Source organism: Pseudomonas sp. GW821-FHT07G06 (assembly GCF_058986625.1).
In genome coordinates this window covers 479,035-494,910 of sequence record NZ_JBYSVW010000001.1, presented here as the reverse complement: position 1 = coordinate 494,910, position 15,876 = coordinate 479,035, and the positions used below count along the sequence as shown (strand labels likewise).

General features: G+C 57.0%; 17 protein-coding genes, 1 tRNA gene and 2 pseudogenes. 14 read left to right on the top strand and 6 right to left on the bottom strand.

The window, feature by feature from the left end:
• Positions 1-46: 46 nt before the first annotated feature.
• Positions 47-1,471, top strand: coding sequence for a DegQ family serine endoprotease (locus tag AC3WJW_RS02145; RefSeq protein ID WP_493724957.1), 1,425 nt, complete (start codon positions 47-49; stop codon positions 1,469-1,471).
• 77 nt (positions 1,472-1,548) lie between these two features.
• Here the strand turns inward: AC3WJW_RS02145 and AC3WJW_RS02140 are convergent, their stop codons facing one another.
• The gene (locus AC3WJW_RS02140; RefSeq protein ID WP_102698987.1) at positions 1,549-2,982 is read right to left on the bottom strand and encodes a M48 family metalloprotease; all 1,434 of its coding nucleotides are present in this window, start codon (positions 2,980-2,982) and stop codon (positions 1,549-1,551) included.
• Between the two features lie 98 nt (positions 2,983-3,080).
• On the opposite strand from AC3WJW_RS02140, the gene AC3WJW_RS02135 reads away from it, so the two are divergent.
• On the top strand, positions 3,081-3,320 hold the full coding sequence (locus AC3WJW_RS02135; RefSeq protein ID WP_007979782.1) for a sulfurtransferase TusA family protein: 240 nt from the start codon (positions 3,081-3,083) through the stop codon (positions 3,318-3,320).
• Positions 3,321-3,351: 31 nt separating this feature from the next.
• Complete coding sequence (locus AC3WJW_RS02130; RefSeq protein WP_007979780.1) at positions 3,352-4,422, top strand: AI-2E family transporter; 1,071 nt, start codon at positions 3,352-3,354, stop codon at positions 4,420-4,422.
• 11 nt (positions 4,423-4,433) lie between these two features.
• Here AC3WJW_RS02130 and AC3WJW_RS02125 read toward each other — a convergent pair.
• Positions 4,434-4,883 (bottom strand): annotated as a pseudogene (locus AC3WJW_RS02125) (peroxiredoxin); the annotation flags it as partial.
• A 10-nt stretch (positions 4,884-4,893) separates the two neighbouring features.
• Positions 4,894-5,454 (bottom strand): glycine cleavage system transcriptional repressor, encoded by a 561-nt coding sequence (locus tag AC3WJW_RS02120; RefSeq protein ID WP_007979776.1) that lies wholly within the window; start codon positions 5,452-5,454, stop codon positions 4,894-4,896.
• Between the two features lie 329 nt (positions 5,455-5,783).
• Here AC3WJW_RS02120 and dapA point away from each other — a divergent pair, with 329 nt between their 5' ends.
• The 7 genes from dapA (at position 5,784) to AC3WJW_RS02085 (ending at position 11,441) form a co-directional block, all read left to right on the top strand.
• Positions 5,784-6,662 (top strand): 4-hydroxy-tetrahydrodipicolinate synthase, encoded by an 879-nt coding sequence (dapA, locus tag AC3WJW_RS02115; RefSeq protein ID WP_493724956.1) that lies wholly within the window; start codon positions 5,784-5,786, stop codon positions 6,660-6,662.
• A gap of 17 nt (positions 6,663-6,679) precedes the next feature.
• Positions 6,680-7,795, top strand: coding sequence for an NlpB/DapX family lipoprotein (gene bamC, locus AC3WJW_RS02110; protein ID WP_493724955.1), 1,116 nt, complete (start codon positions 6,680-6,682; stop codon positions 7,793-7,795).
• A gap of 4 nt (positions 7,796-7,799) precedes the next feature.
• Positions 7,800-8,558 (top strand): MBL fold metallo-hydrolase, encoded by a 759-nt coding sequence (locus AC3WJW_RS02105; protein ID WP_116580246.1) that lies wholly within the window; start codon positions 7,800-7,802, stop codon positions 8,556-8,558.
• Positions 8,559-8,586: 28 nt separating this feature from the next.
• On the top strand, positions 8,587-9,300 hold the full coding sequence (purC, locus tag AC3WJW_RS02100) for a phosphoribosylaminoimidazolesuccinocarboxamide synthase (RefSeq protein ID WP_007944067.1): 714 nt from the start codon (positions 8,587-8,589) through the stop codon (positions 9,298-9,300).
• An 83-nt stretch (positions 9,301-9,383) separates the two neighbouring features.
• Positions 9,384-9,473: transfer RNA gene (locus AC3WJW_RS02095), tRNA-Ser, on the top strand.
• Between the two features lie 290 nt (positions 9,474-9,763).
• On the top strand, positions 9,764-10,804 hold the full coding sequence (locus AC3WJW_RS02090; RefSeq protein WP_493724954.1) for a phosphoribosyltransferase-like anti-phage protein: 1,041 nt from the start codon (positions 9,764-9,766) through the stop codon (positions 10,802-10,804).
• Positions 10,785-11,441: an NADAR family anti-phage protein gene (locus AC3WJW_RS02085; RefSeq protein ID WP_493724953.1), complete on the top strand. Its 657-nt coding sequence runs from the start codon at positions 10,785-10,787 to the stop codon at positions 11,439-11,441. Before AC3WJW_RS02090 ends, AC3WJW_RS02085 begins: the two co-directional genes overlap by 20 nt.
• A 76-nt stretch (positions 11,442-11,517) precedes the next feature.
• Here AC3WJW_RS02085 and AC3WJW_RS02080 read toward each other — a convergent pair whose 3' ends face one another.
• The 3 genes from AC3WJW_RS02080 to AC3WJW_RS02070 are packed head-to-tail and all read right to left on the bottom strand — an operon-like array spanning position 11,518 to position 12,326.
• Entirely contained in the window at positions 11,518-11,787 is a 270-nt protein-coding gene (locus AC3WJW_RS02080) for a hypothetical protein (RefSeq protein WP_493724952.1), read from the bottom strand.
• Between the two features lie 15 nt (positions 11,788-11,802).
• On the bottom strand, positions 11,803-12,093 hold the full coding sequence (locus AC3WJW_RS02075) for a hypothetical protein (protein ID WP_493724951.1): 291 nt from the start codon (positions 12,091-12,093) through the stop codon (positions 11,803-11,805).
• A complete protein-coding gene (locus AC3WJW_RS02070; RefSeq protein WP_493724950.1) occupies positions 12,027-12,326 on the bottom strand; it encodes an Arm DNA-binding domain-containing protein in 300 nt (99 codons plus the stop codon). The genes AC3WJW_RS02075 and AC3WJW_RS02070 overlap by 67 nt, the downstream gene beginning before the upstream one ends.
• Between AC3WJW_RS02070 and AC3WJW_RS02065 the strand changes: the two genes are divergently transcribed.
• The 4 genes and pseudogenes from AC3WJW_RS02065 (at position 12,317) to AC3WJW_RS02050 (ending at position 15,480) form a co-directional block, all read left to right on the top strand.
• Positions 12,317-12,526, top strand: coding sequence for a hypothetical protein (locus AC3WJW_RS02065; protein WP_493724949.1), 210 nt, complete (start codon positions 12,317-12,319; stop codon positions 12,524-12,526). The genes AC3WJW_RS02070 and AC3WJW_RS02065 overlap by 10 nt on opposite strands.
• A gap of 93 nt (positions 12,527-12,619) precedes the next feature.
• The gene (locus tag AC3WJW_RS02060; RefSeq protein ID WP_493724948.1) at positions 12,620-13,096 is read left to right on the top strand and encodes a glycoside hydrolase family 19 protein; all 477 of its coding nucleotides are present in this window, start codon (positions 12,620-12,622) and stop codon (positions 13,094-13,096) included.
• Between the two features lie 26 nt (positions 13,097-13,122).
• Positions 13,123-13,629 (top strand): annotated as a pseudogene (locus tag AC3WJW_RS02055) (lysis protein).
• 1,449 nt (positions 13,630-15,078) lie between these two features.
• Positions 15,079-15,480, top strand: coding sequence for a LexA family protein (locus AC3WJW_RS02050; protein WP_493725141.1), 402 nt, complete (start codon positions 15,079-15,081; stop codon positions 15,478-15,480).
• Positions 15,481-15,876: the final 396 nt, after the last annotated feature.

Genomic DNA, 15,876 nt, shown 5'->3' with positions numbered 1-15,876 from the left:
TCCTTGCTCCATATCGCTTAACCCTGCTCGTCGTAACGGGAGCCGTATGTCGATACCACGCTTGAAGTCCTACCTATCCATTATTGCCACCGTGCTGGTGCTCGGTCAGGCGGTCACCGCCCAAGCGGTCGAATTGCCTGACTTTACGCAACTGGTCGAACAGGCCTCGCCCGCGGTCGTGAACATCAGTACCACGCAAAAGCTGCCGGATCGCAAAGTCAGCCAGCAAATGCCCGACCTCGAAGGCCTGCCGCCAATGCTGCGCGAATTCTTCGAGCGGGGCATGCCGCCGCAATCGCGTTCTCCGCGCGACCGTCAACGCGAGGCAACTTCCCTGGGTTCGGGTTTTATCATCTCGTCTGACGGCTACATCCTGACCAATAACCATGTGATCGCCGACGCGGACGAAATCCTCGTCCGTCTGGCCGATCGCAGCGAAATGAAGGCCAAGCTTGTCGGCACCGATCCACGTTCCGACGTGGCGTTGCTGAAAATCGAAGGCAAGGATCTGCCGGTGCTCAAGCTCGGTAAATCCCAGGACCTGAAGGCCGGCCAGTGGGTGGTTGCTATCGGTTCGCCGTTCGGCTTCGACCACACGGTGACCCAAGGCATCGTCAGCGCCGTCGGTCGCAGTCTGCCGAACGAAAACTATGTGCCGTTCATTCAGACCGACGTGCCGATCAACCCGGGTAACTCGGGCGGCCCGCTGTTCAACCTCAACGGTGAGGTGGTCGGGATCAACTCGCAGATCTATACCCGCTCCGGTGGCTTCATGGGCGTGTCGTTTGCAATCCCGATCGACGTGGCCATGGATGTTTCCAATCAGCTGAAATCCGGTGGCAAGGTCAGCCGTGGCTGGCTGGGCGTGGTGATTCAGGAAGTGAGCAAGGACCTCGCCGAGTCGTTTGGCCTGGAGAAACCGGCGGGTGCGCTGGTTGCCCAGATCCAGGATGATGGCCCGGCTGCCAAGGGTGGCCTGCAAGTGGGCGACGTGATCCTGAGCATGAACGGTCAGCCAATCGTCATGTCGGCCGACTTGCCGCACCTCGTTGGCGCATTGAAGGCTGGTGCCAAGGCCGATCTGGAAGTGATTCGTGACGGCAAGCGCAAAAATGTCGAGCTGATCGTTGGTGCCATTCCGGATGACGACAAGGAAATGGGCGCCGAGCCAAAATCCAGCATCGAACGCAGCAGCAATCGCCTCGGTGTTTCCGTGGTCGAGCTGACTGACGACCAGAAGAAAACCTACGACCTCAAAGGTGGCGTGGTGATCAAGGAAGTGCAGGACGGTCCTGCCGCCATGATCGGTCTGCAGCCGGGTGATGTGATCACCCACCTGAATAACCAGGCCATCGGTTCCGCCAAGGAGTTCGCGGACATCGCCAAGGCACTGCCAAAGAACCGTTCGGTGTCGATGCGGGTACTGCGTCAAGGTCGTGCAAGCTTCATCACCTTCAAACTGGCTGAATAACCCGGTTGATGGCTGAATAAAAAACCGCCTCGAAAGAGGCGGTTTTTTTGTGTCCGGCCTTTTTTTCTGCAAGGGCGTCAGCCCATCATGTCCTTGATCAAGCGCTCCTGTTCCATCAGCTCGCGTTGCCGCGCGTCGATCCGCGAAGACAGCGGGAAGTTGCTGCCGGCCTTGCGTTTGGCGAAGTCCAGTTGCTGAATGGCCTGCTTGTAGTCCCCGACCAGGGCAAAGTATTCGGCGCGCGCCTGATGCAGGCCGATGATATTGCCCGACAGGCCACGCGTCTCGGCAACCTGATACCACACGTCCGGGTCATCCGGCCGTGACTTGAGCAGGCCTTCGAGGGCTTTCTCCGCATCTGCGGTGCGGTTTTGCTTGAGCAGCAGGTCGACGCGCACCTGGTTCAGCGGGTAGTTGCCGGGGTACTGGGTCATCAAGCGGTCAACCCGGGACTGGGCATCCGCCAGGCGATTGTTGGTGATGTCCAGATCGACCTGAGCCAGGTTGTAGATGATTTCGTTGGGTGACTTGGCCAGCAACTGCTTGAGGTTTTCCCGTGCTTCGTTCAGTTGGCCGCCCTTGATCTGGGCGATCGCCAGGCCGTAGCGTGCCACGTCGTTTTTCGGGTTCTCGTCGAGCTGGGCGCGGAAGCGCTTGGCGCCGAGCCCCGGGGTTTCTTCATAGATCAGCTGTACGCGTGCGCGGATCAGCTGGTAGCGCATGCTGTCTTCAATGCCGCCCGTTGGAAACTGTTCGGCGCGGTTGCGGGTGTCGGCGATACGCGATTCGGTGACCGGGTGAGTCAGCAGGAACTCCGGTGGCTTGGCGTCGTAGCGGTACTGACGCCCCAGGCGCTCGAACATGGTTGGCATCGAGCGGGGATCGTAACCGGCCTTTTCCAGATTGAGGAGGCCGATACGGTCGGCTTCCTGTTCGTTCTGGCGGGAGAAGCGCCGCTGTTCCTGAATGGCTGCTGCCTGTGTGCCCGCGATGGCTGCGATCCCGGCGTCACCGCCACCTGCGGCCGCTACCACGATACCTGCCAGCAATGCCGCCATCATGGGGACTTGCATGCGTTGCTGCGCTTCGATACCCCGGGCAAAGTGGCGCTGCGACAAGTGAGCCAGTTCGTGCGCCAGTACCGAGGCGTATTCGCCTTCGGTCTGGGCGTTGAGGAACAAGCCACCGTTGACCCCGACGATCCCGCCCGGCGCCGCAAAGGCGTTGAGCTGCGGGCTGTTGATCAGGATGAACTCCAGGCGCCGGTCGGTGACCTGGCTGGTCTCCAGCAGGCGGTAAACGCTGGATTCCACGTAATTCTTGAGTTGCGGGTCGTTGAGCTGCGAAACCTGGCTGCGCAACATGGCCAGCCATGCGCGGCCGAGCTGGTATTCCTGTTGTGGCGAGACAATGGCAGAACTGGCGTCGCCGAGTGACGGCAGGTCGTCGGCGAAGCCCGGTGAGGCGAGCAGGCAAGCGAGCGTCAGCAGGGTAGGGCGCAAAAATGTCATGCACAAAGCCTTAGTCGACAAAGACCTTACTGTAGCCGGACACTGGCGTTGCGACCAGATATTCTAGGCAACTCAACCACCTGACCCGGAGTGATGCAATGACCGATGCTGTAGAGCATGACGTTGAACTGGACGCCAGCGGCCTGAATTGCCCGTTGCCGTTGCTCAAGGCCAAGATGGAGCTCAACCGGCTGGCCAGTGGCGCGGTACTCAAGGTCATCGCCACCGATGCAGGTTCGCAGCGCGACTTTCGCACCTTTGCCCGATTGGCCGGTCATACCCTGCTTCGTGAAGAAGATGAGGCGGGTGTTTACCGCTACTGGTTGAAAAAAGCCTGAATTGTGCTGCGTTTGCTCCTAAGGATTATTGATGTTCAAAGTGTTACGCGACTGGATTCAGCGCTATTTTTCCGATGAAGAAGCGGTGGTGCTGGCGGTCCTGCTGTTTCTGGCGTTCACCGCCGTATTGACCCTGGGCGGCATGCTGGCGCCGGTGCTCGCCGGGATGGTGCTGGCGTACCTGATGCAGGGGCTGGTGGTGACGCTTGAACGCCTGCGTGTGCCGGGCGGGGTCGCGGTGGGGCTGGTCTTTGCGTTGTTCATGGGGCTGTTGCTGGTGTTTATCGTGGTGGTCGTGCCATTGCTGTGGCATCAATTGATCACCTTGTTCAACGAGTTGCCCGGCATGCTCGCCAAGTGGCAGTCACTGTTGCTGCTGCTGCCCGAGCGCTATCCGCATCTGGTGTCTGATGAGCAAGTACTGCAGGCCATCGAAGTGGCGCGCGGCGAAATCGGCAAGTTTGGTCAGTGGGCACTGACGTTCTCGCTGTCGAGCCTGCCCTTGCTGGTGAACATCATGATCTACCTGGTGCTGGTACCGATCCTGGTGTTTTTCTTCCTCAAGGACCGGGCCATGATCGGCCAGTGGGTGCGCGGTTACCTGCCCCGTGAACGGGCGCTGATCACCCGGGTCGCCCATGAGATGAACCGGCAGATCGCCAACTACATTCGCGGCAAGGTCATCGAAATCTTCATCTGCGGTGGCGTGACCTACATCGCCTTTGTCGTTCTTGAACTCAACTACGCGGCGTTGCTGGCACTGTTGGTGGGGATTTCGGTGGTGGTGCCTTATGTCGGCGCCGTGGTGGTGACTGTGCCCGTGTTCCTGATTGCGCTGTTCCAGTGGGGCTGGAGCGACCAGTTCATCTACTTGATGGCGGTCTACGGAATCATCCAGACGCTCGATGGCAACGTGCTGGTGCCCTTGCTGTTCTCGGAGGCGGTCAACCTGCACCCGGTGGCGATCATCTGCGCAGTGCTGTTGTTTGGCGGGTTGTGGGGCTTCTGGGGGGTGTTCTTTGCGATTCCCCTGGCGACGCTGTTCAAGGCTGTGCTGGATGCCTGGCCGCGCAAGGAGCCGGAAGTGGCGCCGTTGTTGTAAATCAAAAAGATCGCAGCCAGAACCGCATCCACATGCCCTGGTACCTTCACACCACGCCATTCCTGGCGCAGCACGCCATTCTTGTCGATCAGGAAGGTGCTGCGATCCACGCCCATGTATTCCTTGCCATACAGCTTTTTCAGCTTGATCACGTCGAACAGCTGGCAGATGGCTTCGTCCTTGTCGCTGATCAGCTCAAAGGGGAATTCCTGTTTGCACTTGAAGTTCTCGTGGGATTTCAGGCTGTCGCGAGACACGCCGAACACTTCGGTGTTGGCGGCCTTGAACGCGGCATGCTGATCACGAAAGCCCTGGCCCTCGGTGGTGCAGCCCGGCGTGCTGTCCTTCGGATAGAAGTAGATCACCACCTGCTTGCCCTTCAGGCCTGCGAGGCTGACGGTCTGCCCGCTGGTGGCGGGGGCTTCGAAATCGGCAACCGGTTGGTCGATGGCAACGGCCATGAAAGCTTCCTTACATTGGGTTCTGTGGGCGCCAGGGTTCGATCAGGGCGTCCAGGTTCAGCGCGTCGGCGAAATCCAGGAACTGATCGCGCAGCCAGCTGATCTGCACGCCGGCTGGCAAGGTCACGGTAAACGTGGCGTTGAGCATGGTGCCGCCGGTCTGCGGAGCCTGATAGGTGTCGCAGGTCAGGTTTTCCAGCTCGACATTGTGGTCCATGAAGAACTGGCACAGCTCGTTGATGATGTCCGAGCGGTAGGCCGAGCTGACATAAGCGACGTACGGCAGGGCCTGTGGGCGGTTTTCCAGGGCGGCGCTGCGCACCACGTTGACCGTGAACGCATGCCGCTTGGCCAGCACTGGCAGGCTGCCTTCCAGGCGCGCCAGGGCATCCCAGCTACCGGAGATTTCCAGCACCAGGGCACTGCATTCGCCATGGCGGGTCAGGCGAGAGGTGACAACGGCGCAGCGGTTTTCATGGCTGGCGCGGCACAGGACGTTGGTCAGCTCCATGGGGTTGGCGCCGAGGGCACTGATAACAAGGAATTGTTCGCGAACTGTGGGGGTGGACATGCAGCATTCCTAAAGCGATGAGCGGTCGGTACGTCTAAGGGCTGATTGGCCGGGAGCGAGCCTGCGGATGCGAACTCAGAAAGTCCCGAGTGACAGGTTGCGAACAGGCTCCGCCGGGGCGGGAGCGAGACATGGCAACGCTGGATCAGGACTTGTGATGCCGAAAATGGAGGCTGAAACCCGACGGACGAGCTTGTCTGTAACGATCAAAGTCTGAAGGGTAGCGAAAACCGGCGCCAAGGGGAATGGCGGCAGCACAGTACTTCGCTTGTGCAAGCAACTTGGCGCCAGTACCATTACGGCTCTCTTTTTCCGGCAGGAGCGGTTTCATGATTGCGGGCAGTATGGTGGCACTGGTCACTCCCATGGATGCACAGGGGCGTCTTGACTGGGACAGCCTCAGCAAACTCGTGGACTTCCACCTTGAAAACGGCACCCATGCCATTGTCGCCGTCGGTACCACCGGCGAATCGGCAACCCTTGATGTCGATGAACACATCGCCGTCATCAAGGCGGTCGTCAAGCAGGTCAATGGTCGCATTCCGGTGATTGCCGGTACCGGCGCCAATTCGACCCGCGAAGCCGTCGAATTGACCCGCAATGCCAAGGAAGCCGGCGCCGATGCCTGCCTGCTGGTTGTGCCGTACTACAACAAGCCGACCCAGGAAGGCCTGTACCTGCACTTCAAGCACATCGCCGAAGCGGTCGACATCCCGCAGATTCTCTATAACGTTCCCGGCCGCACCTCCTGCGACATGCAGGCCGAGACCGTGATCCGCCTGTCCACCGTGCCGAACATCATCGGTATCAAGGAAGCGACCGGCGACCTCAAGCGCGCCAAGGCCATCCTCGATGGCGTCAGCAAGGACTTCATCGTGCTGTCCGGCGATGATCCGACCGCGGTCGAGCTGATCCTGATGGGTGGCAAGGGCAACATCTCCGTCACCGCCAACGTCGCTCCGCGTGAAATGGCCGACCTGTGCGAGGCCGCCCTCAAGGGGGATGCCGAGACTGCACGGGCAATCAACGAAAAACTGATGCCACTGCACAGGGACCTGTTCATCGAAGCCAACCCGATTCCGGTGAAGTGGGCTTTGGTCGAAATGGGCCTGATGCACGAAGGCATTCGCCTGCCGCTGACCTGGCTGAGCGCACCTTGTCACGAAACGCTCCGCACGGCCCTGCGCCAGTGCAGCGTCCTGGTTTAATTGAGGAAGTACAACGCATGAAGCGAATGGCCGGACTTTCCGCACTTGCCTTGATTATCTCCAGCACCAGTGGCTGCGGATGGGTCTGGGGCCCGGAAGGTTATTTCCGTGACCGTGGTAGCGATTACCTGGAAGCGCAACAGACTGCACCGATGCAAATTCCGCCGGATATCCATACCGCCAAGCGTCTGGATCCGCTGTTGCCGATCCCGCGCAACGTGGCCGATGACACGGCCAAGGGCGAATACATCGTTCCTCGTCCCCAGCCGCTGACGGCGGCTGCCGATGCCAGTCCCTATTCGCTGCAGAAGAGCGGCGGCACCAGCTCCATCCTGGCGCAGAACCCGCCGGCCGAAATCTGGCCTGTGGCCGTTCAGTTCTTCCAGGACAACGGTTTCCGTCTGGATGAACAGCGCCCGCAAACCGGCGAATTCACCACGACCTGGCAGCATTCCGATGAACTGTCTGCGGCCATGGCCAAGCGCCTGGGCGCGGCCGGCGTCAGCACCGACAGCGAAACCCGCGTGCGGGTGCGCATCGAGCCGGGCGTGCAGCGCAACACCAGTGAAGTCTACGTGGTCAGCGCCGAGCGTCCTGCCGGCAGCACCGCCGATGTCGAGTTCACCAACCGTTCGGTCAACACTGGCCTGGACGCGGCACTGGTCGACGACATGCTCGCGAGCATGAGCCGTATCTCGGAGAAGGGCGGTTCGGTCTCCATGCTGGCTTCGCGTGATTTCGACGCGCCCAGCCGTGTCAGCCTGAGCGAAGACGGCAGCGGCAACCCTGTGCTGAACGTCGGTACCGACCTTGACCGTGCCTGGTCGAGCGTAGGTCGTGCGCTGGAGCAAGGCGAATGGCGCGTTGAAGACATCAACCGCAGCCTGGGCCTGTACTACATCAACCTGGCCGAAAAAGCCGAGAGCAAGGACGACAAGCCAGGCTTCTTCAGCAGCCTGTTCGGCAGTGCGCCGAGCAAGGAAGAGCTTGAAGCCCGTGCCGAGCGTTATCAGGTTCGCCTGAGCAAGGTTGGCGAGAACGTCCAGGTCACCGTCGAGAAGAACATCAACACCGTGGCGCCGGCAGATGTGGCGCGTAAAGTGTTGAGCAAGATTCAAGACAACCTGGGCTGATCCTATGCGTTTTGCCGTTCTCGGCAGCGGCAGTCAAGGGAACGGCACGCTGATAGCCAGCGCTGATACGTACGTGCTGGTGGATTGTGGTTTTTCCCTGCGGGAAACCGAAAAACGCCTGCTGCGACTGGGTGTGAACCCTGCGCAGCTGAGCGCGATACTTGTGACCCACGAACATGCCGACCACGTGCATGGCGTGGGTTTGCTGTCTCGGCGCTACAATCTGCCTGTCTACCTCAGTCGCGGGACCTTGCGCGGGATGCGCAAACCGATTGAACCCGCAGGCTTTCTGGCCGGCGGCGAGCAGTTGCAAATCGGCGACTTGAGCATCGGTGTCATTGCCGTGGCCCACGATGCACAGGAACCGACGCAGTATGTCTTCAGTGACGGTTTACGGCGTTTCGGCCTGTTGACCGACCTGGGCTCCTATTGCGACAAGGTGCTGGACGGTTACCGGGACCTCGATGCATTGATGATCGAGTCCAACCACTGCAGGGACATGCTGGCTCGCGGTCATTACCCGTACTTTCTCAAGCAGCGGGTGGGCGGTGAACTGGGACATTTGAACAACCATCAGGCGGCATTCCTGGTGGCGGAGCTGGGCTGGAAGGACCTGCAACACCTGGTCCTGGCCCATCTGAGCAGCAAGAACAACCTGCCGCAGCTGGCCCGGCAATGTTTTGTCGACACCCTCGGGTGCGACCCGGACTGGCTGCAACTGGCCGATCAAGATTCAGGGCTCGACTGGCGTCACATCGCCTAGCCCATCTACTTAGCAAGCGGAGCCCATCATGGAAAAACGTGAAGAACTCTACCGCGGCAAAGCCAAGTCGGTTTACAAGACCGACGACGCTAACCGTTTGATCCTGCTGTTTCGCAACGACACTTCGGCGTTCGACGGCAAGCGTATCGAACAGCTCGACCGCAAGGGCATGGTGAACAACAAGTTCAACGCCTTCATCATGCAGAAGCTCGAAGCGGCCGGCGTGCCGACCCAGTTCGACAAACTGCTGGGCGACAACGAATGCCTGGTGAAGAAGCTCGACATGATCCCGGTCGAGTGCGTCGTGCGTAACTACGCCGCTGGCAGCCTGGTCAAGCGCCTGGGTGTCGAAGAGGGCATGAAACTCAACCCTTACACCTTCGAACTGTTCCTGAAGGACGACGCCAAGGGCGACCCGTTCATCAACGAATCCCACGTCGTGGCTTTCGGCTGGGGCACCGCCGAGCAACTGGTTCGCATGAAAGAGCTGTCGCTCAAGGTCAACGAAGTCCTGAGCAAGCTGTTCGACGACGCCGGCCTGCTGCTGGTCGACTTCAAACTGGAATTCGGCGTGTTCCACGATGGTTCCATCGTGCTGGGCGACGAGTTCAGCCCGGACGGCTGCCGTCTGTGGGACAAGGCTACCGGCAAGAAAATGGACAAGGACCGCTTCCGTCAGGGCCTCGGTGACGTCATCGAAGCCTACGAAGAAGTCGCCAACCGTCTGGGCGTACCGCTTTAACCGACGCAAGCATCTGAAAGCACAGAAATATTTCGCTTGGGGGGTTCGCTTTCGGCGAAAGTGTTGTTATGATGCGCGCCGTTGGAGAGATGCCAGAGTGGCCGAATGGGACGGATTCGAAATCCGTTGTACCTTCACCGGTACCTAGGGTTCGAATCCCTATCTCTCCGCCATTATTGAATAAGACTAAGCCCCTGTAATCGTTATTGATTACAGGGGCTTTTTCGTTTTCGTGATATTGATTAGGGCATATTGAGGGCAAAAATAATCACCTGCATACCGCTGCACGCTGCCCTACACCCCTGCATCGACACTCTGTTACTCCGGTGACTTCAAAGGCGTTGGCACCTACGGAGGTAAAAGCCCGCGTTCAGTAGCAAAGTGGCAGTACTGGCCCCTTGGAACTATTCGGGCGTACGGATACGATGATGTTTTTAAAACTCGTCAATTCAAGGATTATAAGATGAGCGAGCGTGAAGACCTGCTGATCTCGGTGGCGAATACGATCAAGACCTATCGAGTGGGGCACATAGACCCAACGCCCGAGCACGTCGACCGGTGGCTTAATCAATTCACTCCCGCTCACCAATTGCCGTTTTTGCGAGAGTTCGATCATGTACTCAAGCAGGGCTTCTGTACGCAGGAGCATGTAAAAGCCTTCCTCGGCAACCTTGTGAGCAACGCGAAGTTAGCTGGAGCAGATCCAATAGCATATTGGTCAGCCGCGAACGTCCTCAATATTCAGCAGAACGGGCAAAGCCAGAAGGAAATGCTGAAGCTGTTTGCTACTTGTCTAAAGGAGAAGTGCCTTCTGGACCTAGGAGCCTGCGGAAAGGTCGGCGGTGACTTCATTTATCTTGACGATGTGTTGTTTAGTGGTAATCGGGTGGGAAATGATCTGGAACCATGGATCATTAACGACGCTCCCCAAACGGCCACTGTTCATGTCATTGTCGTGGCGCAATACTCAAGTGGAGCGTATTTGGCCGGTAGAAAGCTCAGAGACGTAGTCCGGCAAACAGGCAAGCAGATCACCATCCATTTTTGGCGCTCTTTCGAGATTGAAAATCAAAAGAGGTACAAAAATCGCTCTGGGGTGCTATGGCCCATTGCGATCCCTGATGTTGCCGAGGTCCAAGCGTACATGGCGCTACCATCGAAGTTCCCTTTCGAGCCTCGCCAGCCCATCGCGGCGGTAACCAAGCCATTCGCTTCTGAATCCGGCCGTCAAATACTGGAAAGTGAGTTTCTGATTGCGGGTGCTAAGATTCGGGCGATGAGTGAGAATCCGAAGCTATCTATGCGTCCGCTCGGTTTCAGCCCTTTTGGGATAGGATTCGGAGCTATGATAGCAACGTATCGAAACTGCCCCAATAATTGTCCTTTGGCAATATGGTGGGGAGATCCAAAGGCAACCTCCGGTGCGCTGCATTGGTATCCCCTTCTACCTAGGGAGGGATACTCCTCTGCGAGGAATATTTTTGATGCTTTCGCAAGGCTCTGATACGAATCTGCCGAGGAAGAACCTATTGCGGACCTACCACCGGGAGGAGGGGATCGTCTTCTATAAGACGAAGGAGATTTTCGGTGGCCTGTCTAATATGGCATCGGGCTACCCTTTGCATGTCAACGGTGTTCGCATTCTGACAACAGAGGCTTTGTATCAGGCCTGTCGTTTCCCCCATCTACCGGAAATCCAGCGAGAAATCATCGGTCAGCACAGCCCGATGACTGCTAAAATGGTTAGCAAGCCTCATCGTCAGGAGTCTCGAGCCGACTGGGATGAGGTTAGGTTTAGAGTTATGCGCTGGTGTCTTCGAGTCAAGCTCGCACAGAACTATGAGGCGTTCGGTAATCTTCTGCTCGCTACTCAGGGTCGACCGATTGTCGAGCAGTCGCGGAAGGATGACTATTGGGGGGCTAAGTTAACCGATCAGGACGGTAATGTATTGGTTGGACAAAACGTGCTAGGCCGACTTCTCATGGAGTTGCGGGAGAAGCTCAAAGAGGATTCTGAGGGTGCATTGAAAGTAGTGCCTCCGCTTGGAATCCCCGATTTCCTTTTATTGGGAAAGCCTATTCAAGCGGTCACAGATCGGACTCCTGTTATCGGCTTAAAGAACCAGCCCGACCTGTTCTAGCTGTTCTGATGCATACCTTTACGTTTCTCGGAACCCAAGCATTTTTGAAGCAATTCCAGCCATGCTCTTGGTGTCCTTAGGAATCTATCTGCCGTAATGCTTTCTTACCATCGTTCTCTTCTATAGGGGCTTCCCTGGCCGCGGCAACGATCTCTCGCATCAGTTCAAGCGCAGGATCTATCAGCTCAATGACCCGTACGCGGGAGCGTTCTTTTGGGGCTTTGATCTCGCCAACGACCAGCCCGCGACGAACCTGCACCAGGCCGGCATCGAGATCGATGTCCTCTACAGCGAGTGCGATAAGCTCAGATAGCGATAGTCCGGCCCAGCAATTGAACTCAATCATCCTGGTATCGGGTCGTCATTCCGGATCCGCTTTGCCGATTAACTCAATCTCGGTGCGACTGAAGGGGTCGGCGTGCTCGAGGTCGACGTCCGAACCGACATTGCTGATTCGGTCCAGTGGGTTGGCTTTCAAAATGCCGTCGCCAAAGGCGGCAGCCCAGACTCCTCGGACAACGGTGAAGATGTCGTTTACTGTCTTTGGGGATAGGCCTTGCTTCAGCAGTTGCGCTTGGAACAGTTCTATATCGCTCTTGCTGATTTCAACGATTCGGCGTTTGTCAAATTTGTTTTCGGCGTGCTTTGCCATGCTGACATAGTTAACGGCCGTACTTGATGCTTTGAGTGCTCGCTGAACCTCCAGCCATCGATCGATACTTTCCTTAACGGTGCGCTTAATAGATGGCCCGCCAGTTCCCGTGAACATCGCTGCCGGAAGTGAGCCGCATAGTCGAAGCGGCCCTCTTTAATCTCTGCAAGGATTGTGCGGCGTTTGTTGTCTGCATAGGCAATCGCAGCTTTGTTTACCGGTGATGCTCGCACCGCCTGCTGCTGCGAAACCTCAGCCGACCAAGGTCGAGCAGCGGTTCGATATCCAGGCACCTTTGCATGTCACCGTACAGGGCGACGTGAAGGATCCGGCGCAACTGGCGCGAGAGCTTCAACCCTACATCGATCAGCAGTGGCGTCAGTCCACGCAGCAGTTGCAAAACTGCTCGCTGTTCGACGAACCGCATGTGTAACGAGGAGGGCCAATGGCCTACATTGAGCAGCTGCAGTCGGGACTGAAGAATCTGGCTGCAGCGGGATAGAGTGGTCGGCGGAGCCTCGACGGCATGATGGGGCCGGTCAACGGTGCCATCAGCGAGATCAGCGGCACGGCCTCGGACCTGGAAGGGATTCCCTTTGTCGGTCCGGCGATGGGGGCAAAGCTGCAGCGTGTCATGCGCGGCGTCAACGCCGCTCAGGCCAAGGTCGGCCAGGTGGTGGCCACGTACAACAAAGCCACCGGTGCCCTGGTCGCAAAACTGGGCAACACCCCAGCGGTGGATGGCGATGACCAGCGTTATCGCGGGCGCGGGCTGATTCAGGTGGCCGGCCATGACAACTACCTGCGCTGCAGTCTGGCACTGTTCGGCGACGAGCGCTTGCTGTGTACCCCAGAGCTGCTGGAATTGCCGCAGTGGGCGGCTGAATCGGCCGCATGGTTCTGGTCGGTGAATGGGTTGAACACGCTCGCGGATCAAAACGAATTCAATGCGATCACCCGCAGGATCAACGGTGGTCTCAATGGTCTGCAGGATCGGCTGTAGCTTTGGGGGCGGGCGAGGGCGGTGTTATGCGTTTCGGCGACCTGATACCTACGCCTTACCGGCTGCTGGGCAAGGTGGTGTTGCTGCTCGCCTTGAGCGGCACATCCGCCGCCATTACCTGGCAGGTGCAGGACTGGCGTTACGGTAGTCGCCTCAGTGAGCAGTCCCGGCGACACACCGAAAACCTCAATCATCTGGCCTAGGCCACGATCGCGCAACAGCGTGCTGAAGAGGATAAGCGCCTGGCGCTCGAGCAGCGTCTGGCGACCAGCGAGCAAATCCATTACCGAGCCTTAAGCGATGTCCAGCGTGATCCAGGTCGCCTGCGCGACCGCCTTGCCACTGCTTATCTGCGCCTGTCAGTCCTACTCGACGCCACCACCGGCGTCGACAACGGTTCGGTGTCAGCCACCACCGCCACCGGCGGCGTGGTTCATGGCCCCACAAGAGCCGAACTTGACCCCGCGCATGCTCAACGAATTGTTAGTATCACCGATGACGGTGATCAGGGACTGATCGCGTTGGCCGCGTGACAAGGTTATGTCAAAACGATCACTTTCCAATGAAAAAAGCCGAGTTTCCCCGGCTTCTTTTATCAGGCAAGCAACAGCGGCAGTACGTCTTGAAGCAGACGAACCACCTCAATTGCCAAGATCAACATCAAATGGCTAATGGACATTTTTGCATCCTCTTCGTGATGCTCAGTCACCAGGTCCTCAGTCGCACGCGACCAAGTGCCATGGCTCACCAACCATGATCTGTGCTACTTTTGATTCGCGAGAATCTGTGAAGCCAGCATCATTTTTGGTGCCGGATCGGCCTAAGCGTTAACGATCCGTGGTTTTGCAGTGAGGCTGGAGGGTTGCCGCCCTTCAGCTTTTTTTTGCTTTTTTTTCTTACTTTCGTTTTTTCATTTCATCAAACCGACAGAGGCCCTCGCCGGAATCTCAAATGAGACGTGGCGTTTTGGTTCTGTGTGGCCGATGGGAGTGATCTTAGAGCGGGCTTTTAAACTCGTCAATCGCGACCACGGACCTGTAGTGGGAAAAGTGGGGCACTAAAAAAAACGTTTTTTAATGTATTTTTGTTTCTGTTGAAAGTGGCTGTAGGCCTTGATTTGTAAGGGTTTGGTGGGTTTTTGTTTTGGTTTTTTTTGCTTTTTTTGAGCAGGCTTATATAAAGTCTAATTTGATATTGTCGGGTCGCCTTTAACCACTGTGTGTGTCTGTGCTTGTACTATTGAATTTAATATCAAATAGGAGGATTTTCGGTGGTCGGATTTGTTATTGGTTTGTTTGTGTTGTTTTAGTGTTTTAAATAAGGCGAGATATTTATCCATAAAGGTTAGTTTGTTTTTTTGTAGATATGGCAATGCCTTGATCGCGCTGCAGCCCACGCCGTCCGGGGCTTGTAGCGTTATTCGCCTACGCAGAATATATCTCTAAACCAGATTCAAGCATCCAATAAAATAAAAAGCTTGCAGAAATTCATTTTTTAGACCAGAATCGCCTCAAAGACCAACCTTTGGTCGTAATTAGAACAATACGCGATCCCACGTTCTTGGGACCCCTAGCGGTAGCTTTATCCAAAGCGTTTATTTCAAAATCCCATCCTCGTATCTAGATTCTTCAAGTCCGCCCTCTTCGTAAAAAAAATTATTTTTTTTGAAAAAAACCGCTTCGAATCGGTTTTTTGCGTCATTTCCGCGCCCTCCCGCGTTGGTCAATCAGCTCTGCTGACCTGAATGGTGGGTGCGAATTGCTCGTGAGAAGGGTATGCATCATTTGCCGGACAGCCTCCAGGTCACGGGTTCAAAGCGCGGGGTGGAGGGGGGCGCTCATCCGATTTGGTGATGCTTACGCTTGGGTACCCCGCTGGTTTGATATTTCCCGCAAAAATTGACCGGAAGACTTTCAAAAAGTTAACTGTATATTCGTACAGTGCTGGAGGTCGTGCGTCAGAGTTACTCAATTCTAGGTCCAATGATTGAGGGCGGTACCAAACTGTCGCTTTGCCTGTTTCGCGTTCCGGCCGGCTTCCCGTCGCCGGCAGCAGATCATATGGAGGCGCCAATCTCGTTGGATGAAGTGCTAAACATACGTGCGCCGCATGTCTATCTGGTATCGCTCACCGGTGAGAGCATGCAAGGCGCCGGGATCTATGAGGGCGACCTAGCCATCGTTGACCGCTCAATTGAGCCGGCTCACGGCCATATCGTTATCGCACTGTTTAATAATGATCCAGTATGCAAACGTCTATGCCTTAGAGGTAAAGAGGTGGTCCTACTGTCCGAAAACTCAAAGTACCCACCACGCTATGTGCTTAAGGGCGATGAGCTATCGATCTGGGGCGTAGTCACCGGTAGTGTGCGCAGTCATGTCTAAAAGCTCGCCGGTGTTCGGCCTGATCGATTGCAACAGCTTCTATGCCAGCTGCGAGCGCGTGTTCCGCCCAGACCGCGGGTGCCGTCGGCATAGGTGATCAGGGTGAGGGTCTCGGGTTCATGGGCGTGCGCAATGACGGGCATGCTGATCAACATCAAGCTTAACGCGCGAAGGGTAAAGACGTTCATGTTTTTCGGCTCGGGTTTTGAGAAGTGAGCAGCAAAGACTAACGGGCAGACTTGGGGGGGCGCGAACCCTGCAATGTGAGTGCATATGACGGCGGCGTAGCTGATTTAGTGGAGCCCCGACTATCAGGCCCCGATCAAGGAAATCTGAATTGTAGCGGTGAGGCTGCTCGTCCGAGGCCGCTTTCTTTCGAGCAGGAAACGGTCTGCA

Excerpts from the sequence above, each read along its gene's own strand:
- AC3WJW_RS02050 (WP_493725141.1), top strand. The coding sequence starts at position 15,079 with ATGATTGAGGGCGGTACCAAACTGTCGCTTTGCCTGTTTCGCGTTCCG.
- bamC (WP_493724955.1), top strand. The coding sequence starts at position 6,680 with ATGAAGCGAATGGCCGGACTTTCCGCACTTGCCTTGATTATCTCCAGC.
- AC3WJW_RS02060 (WP_493724948.1), top strand. The coding sequence starts at position 12,620 with ATGATGGGGCCGGTCAACGGTGCCATCAGCGAGATCAGCGGCACGGCC.
- AC3WJW_RS02085 (WP_493724953.1), top strand. The coding sequence starts at position 10,785 with ATGCTTTCGCAAGGCTCTGATACGAATCTGCCGAGGAAGAACCTATTG.
- AC3WJW_RS02105 (WP_116580246.1), top strand. The coding sequence starts at position 7,800 with ATGCGTTTTGCCGTTCTCGGCAGCGGCAGTCAAGGGAACGGCACGCTG.
- AC3WJW_RS02065 (WP_493724949.1), top strand. The coding sequence starts at position 12,317 with ATGCTCGCACCGCCTGCTGCTGCGAAACCTCAGCCGACCAAGGTCGAG.
- purC (WP_007944067.1), top strand. The coding sequence starts at position 8,587 with ATGGAAAAACGTGAAGAACTCTACCGCGGCAAAGCCAAGTCGGTTTAC.
- AC3WJW_RS02120 (WP_007979776.1), bottom strand. The coding sequence starts at position 5,454 with ATGTCCACCCCCACAGTTCGCGAACAATTCCTTGTTATCAGTGCCCTC.
- AC3WJW_RS02135 (WP_007979782.1), top strand. The coding sequence starts at position 3,081 with ATGACCGATGCTGTAGAGCATGACGTTGAACTGGACGCCAGCGGCCTG.
- AC3WJW_RS02090 (WP_493724954.1), top strand. The coding sequence starts at position 9,764 with ATGAGCGAGCGTGAAGACCTGCTGATCTCGGTGGCGAATACGATCAAG.
- dapA (WP_493724956.1), top strand. The coding sequence starts at position 5,784 with ATGATTGCGGGCAGTATGGTGGCACTGGTCACTCCCATGGATGCACAG.
- AC3WJW_RS02145 (WP_493724957.1), top strand. The coding sequence starts at position 47 with ATGTCGATACCACGCTTGAAGTCCTACCTATCCATTATTGCCACCGTG.
- AC3WJW_RS02075 (WP_493724951.1), bottom strand. The coding sequence starts at position 12,093 with ATGGCAAAGCACGCCGAAAACAAATTTGACAAACGCCGAATCGTTGAA.
- AC3WJW_RS02140 (WP_102698987.1), bottom strand. The coding sequence starts at position 2,982 with ATGACATTTTTGCGCCCTACCCTGCTGACGCTCGCTTGCCTGCTCGCC.
- AC3WJW_RS02080 (WP_493724952.1), bottom strand. The coding sequence starts at position 11,787 with ATGATTGAGTTCAATTGCTGGGCCGGACTATCGCTATCTGAGCTTATC.
- AC3WJW_RS02130 (WP_007979780.1), top strand. The coding sequence starts at position 3,352 with ATGTTCAAAGTGTTACGCGACTGGATTCAGCGCTATTTTTCCGATGAA.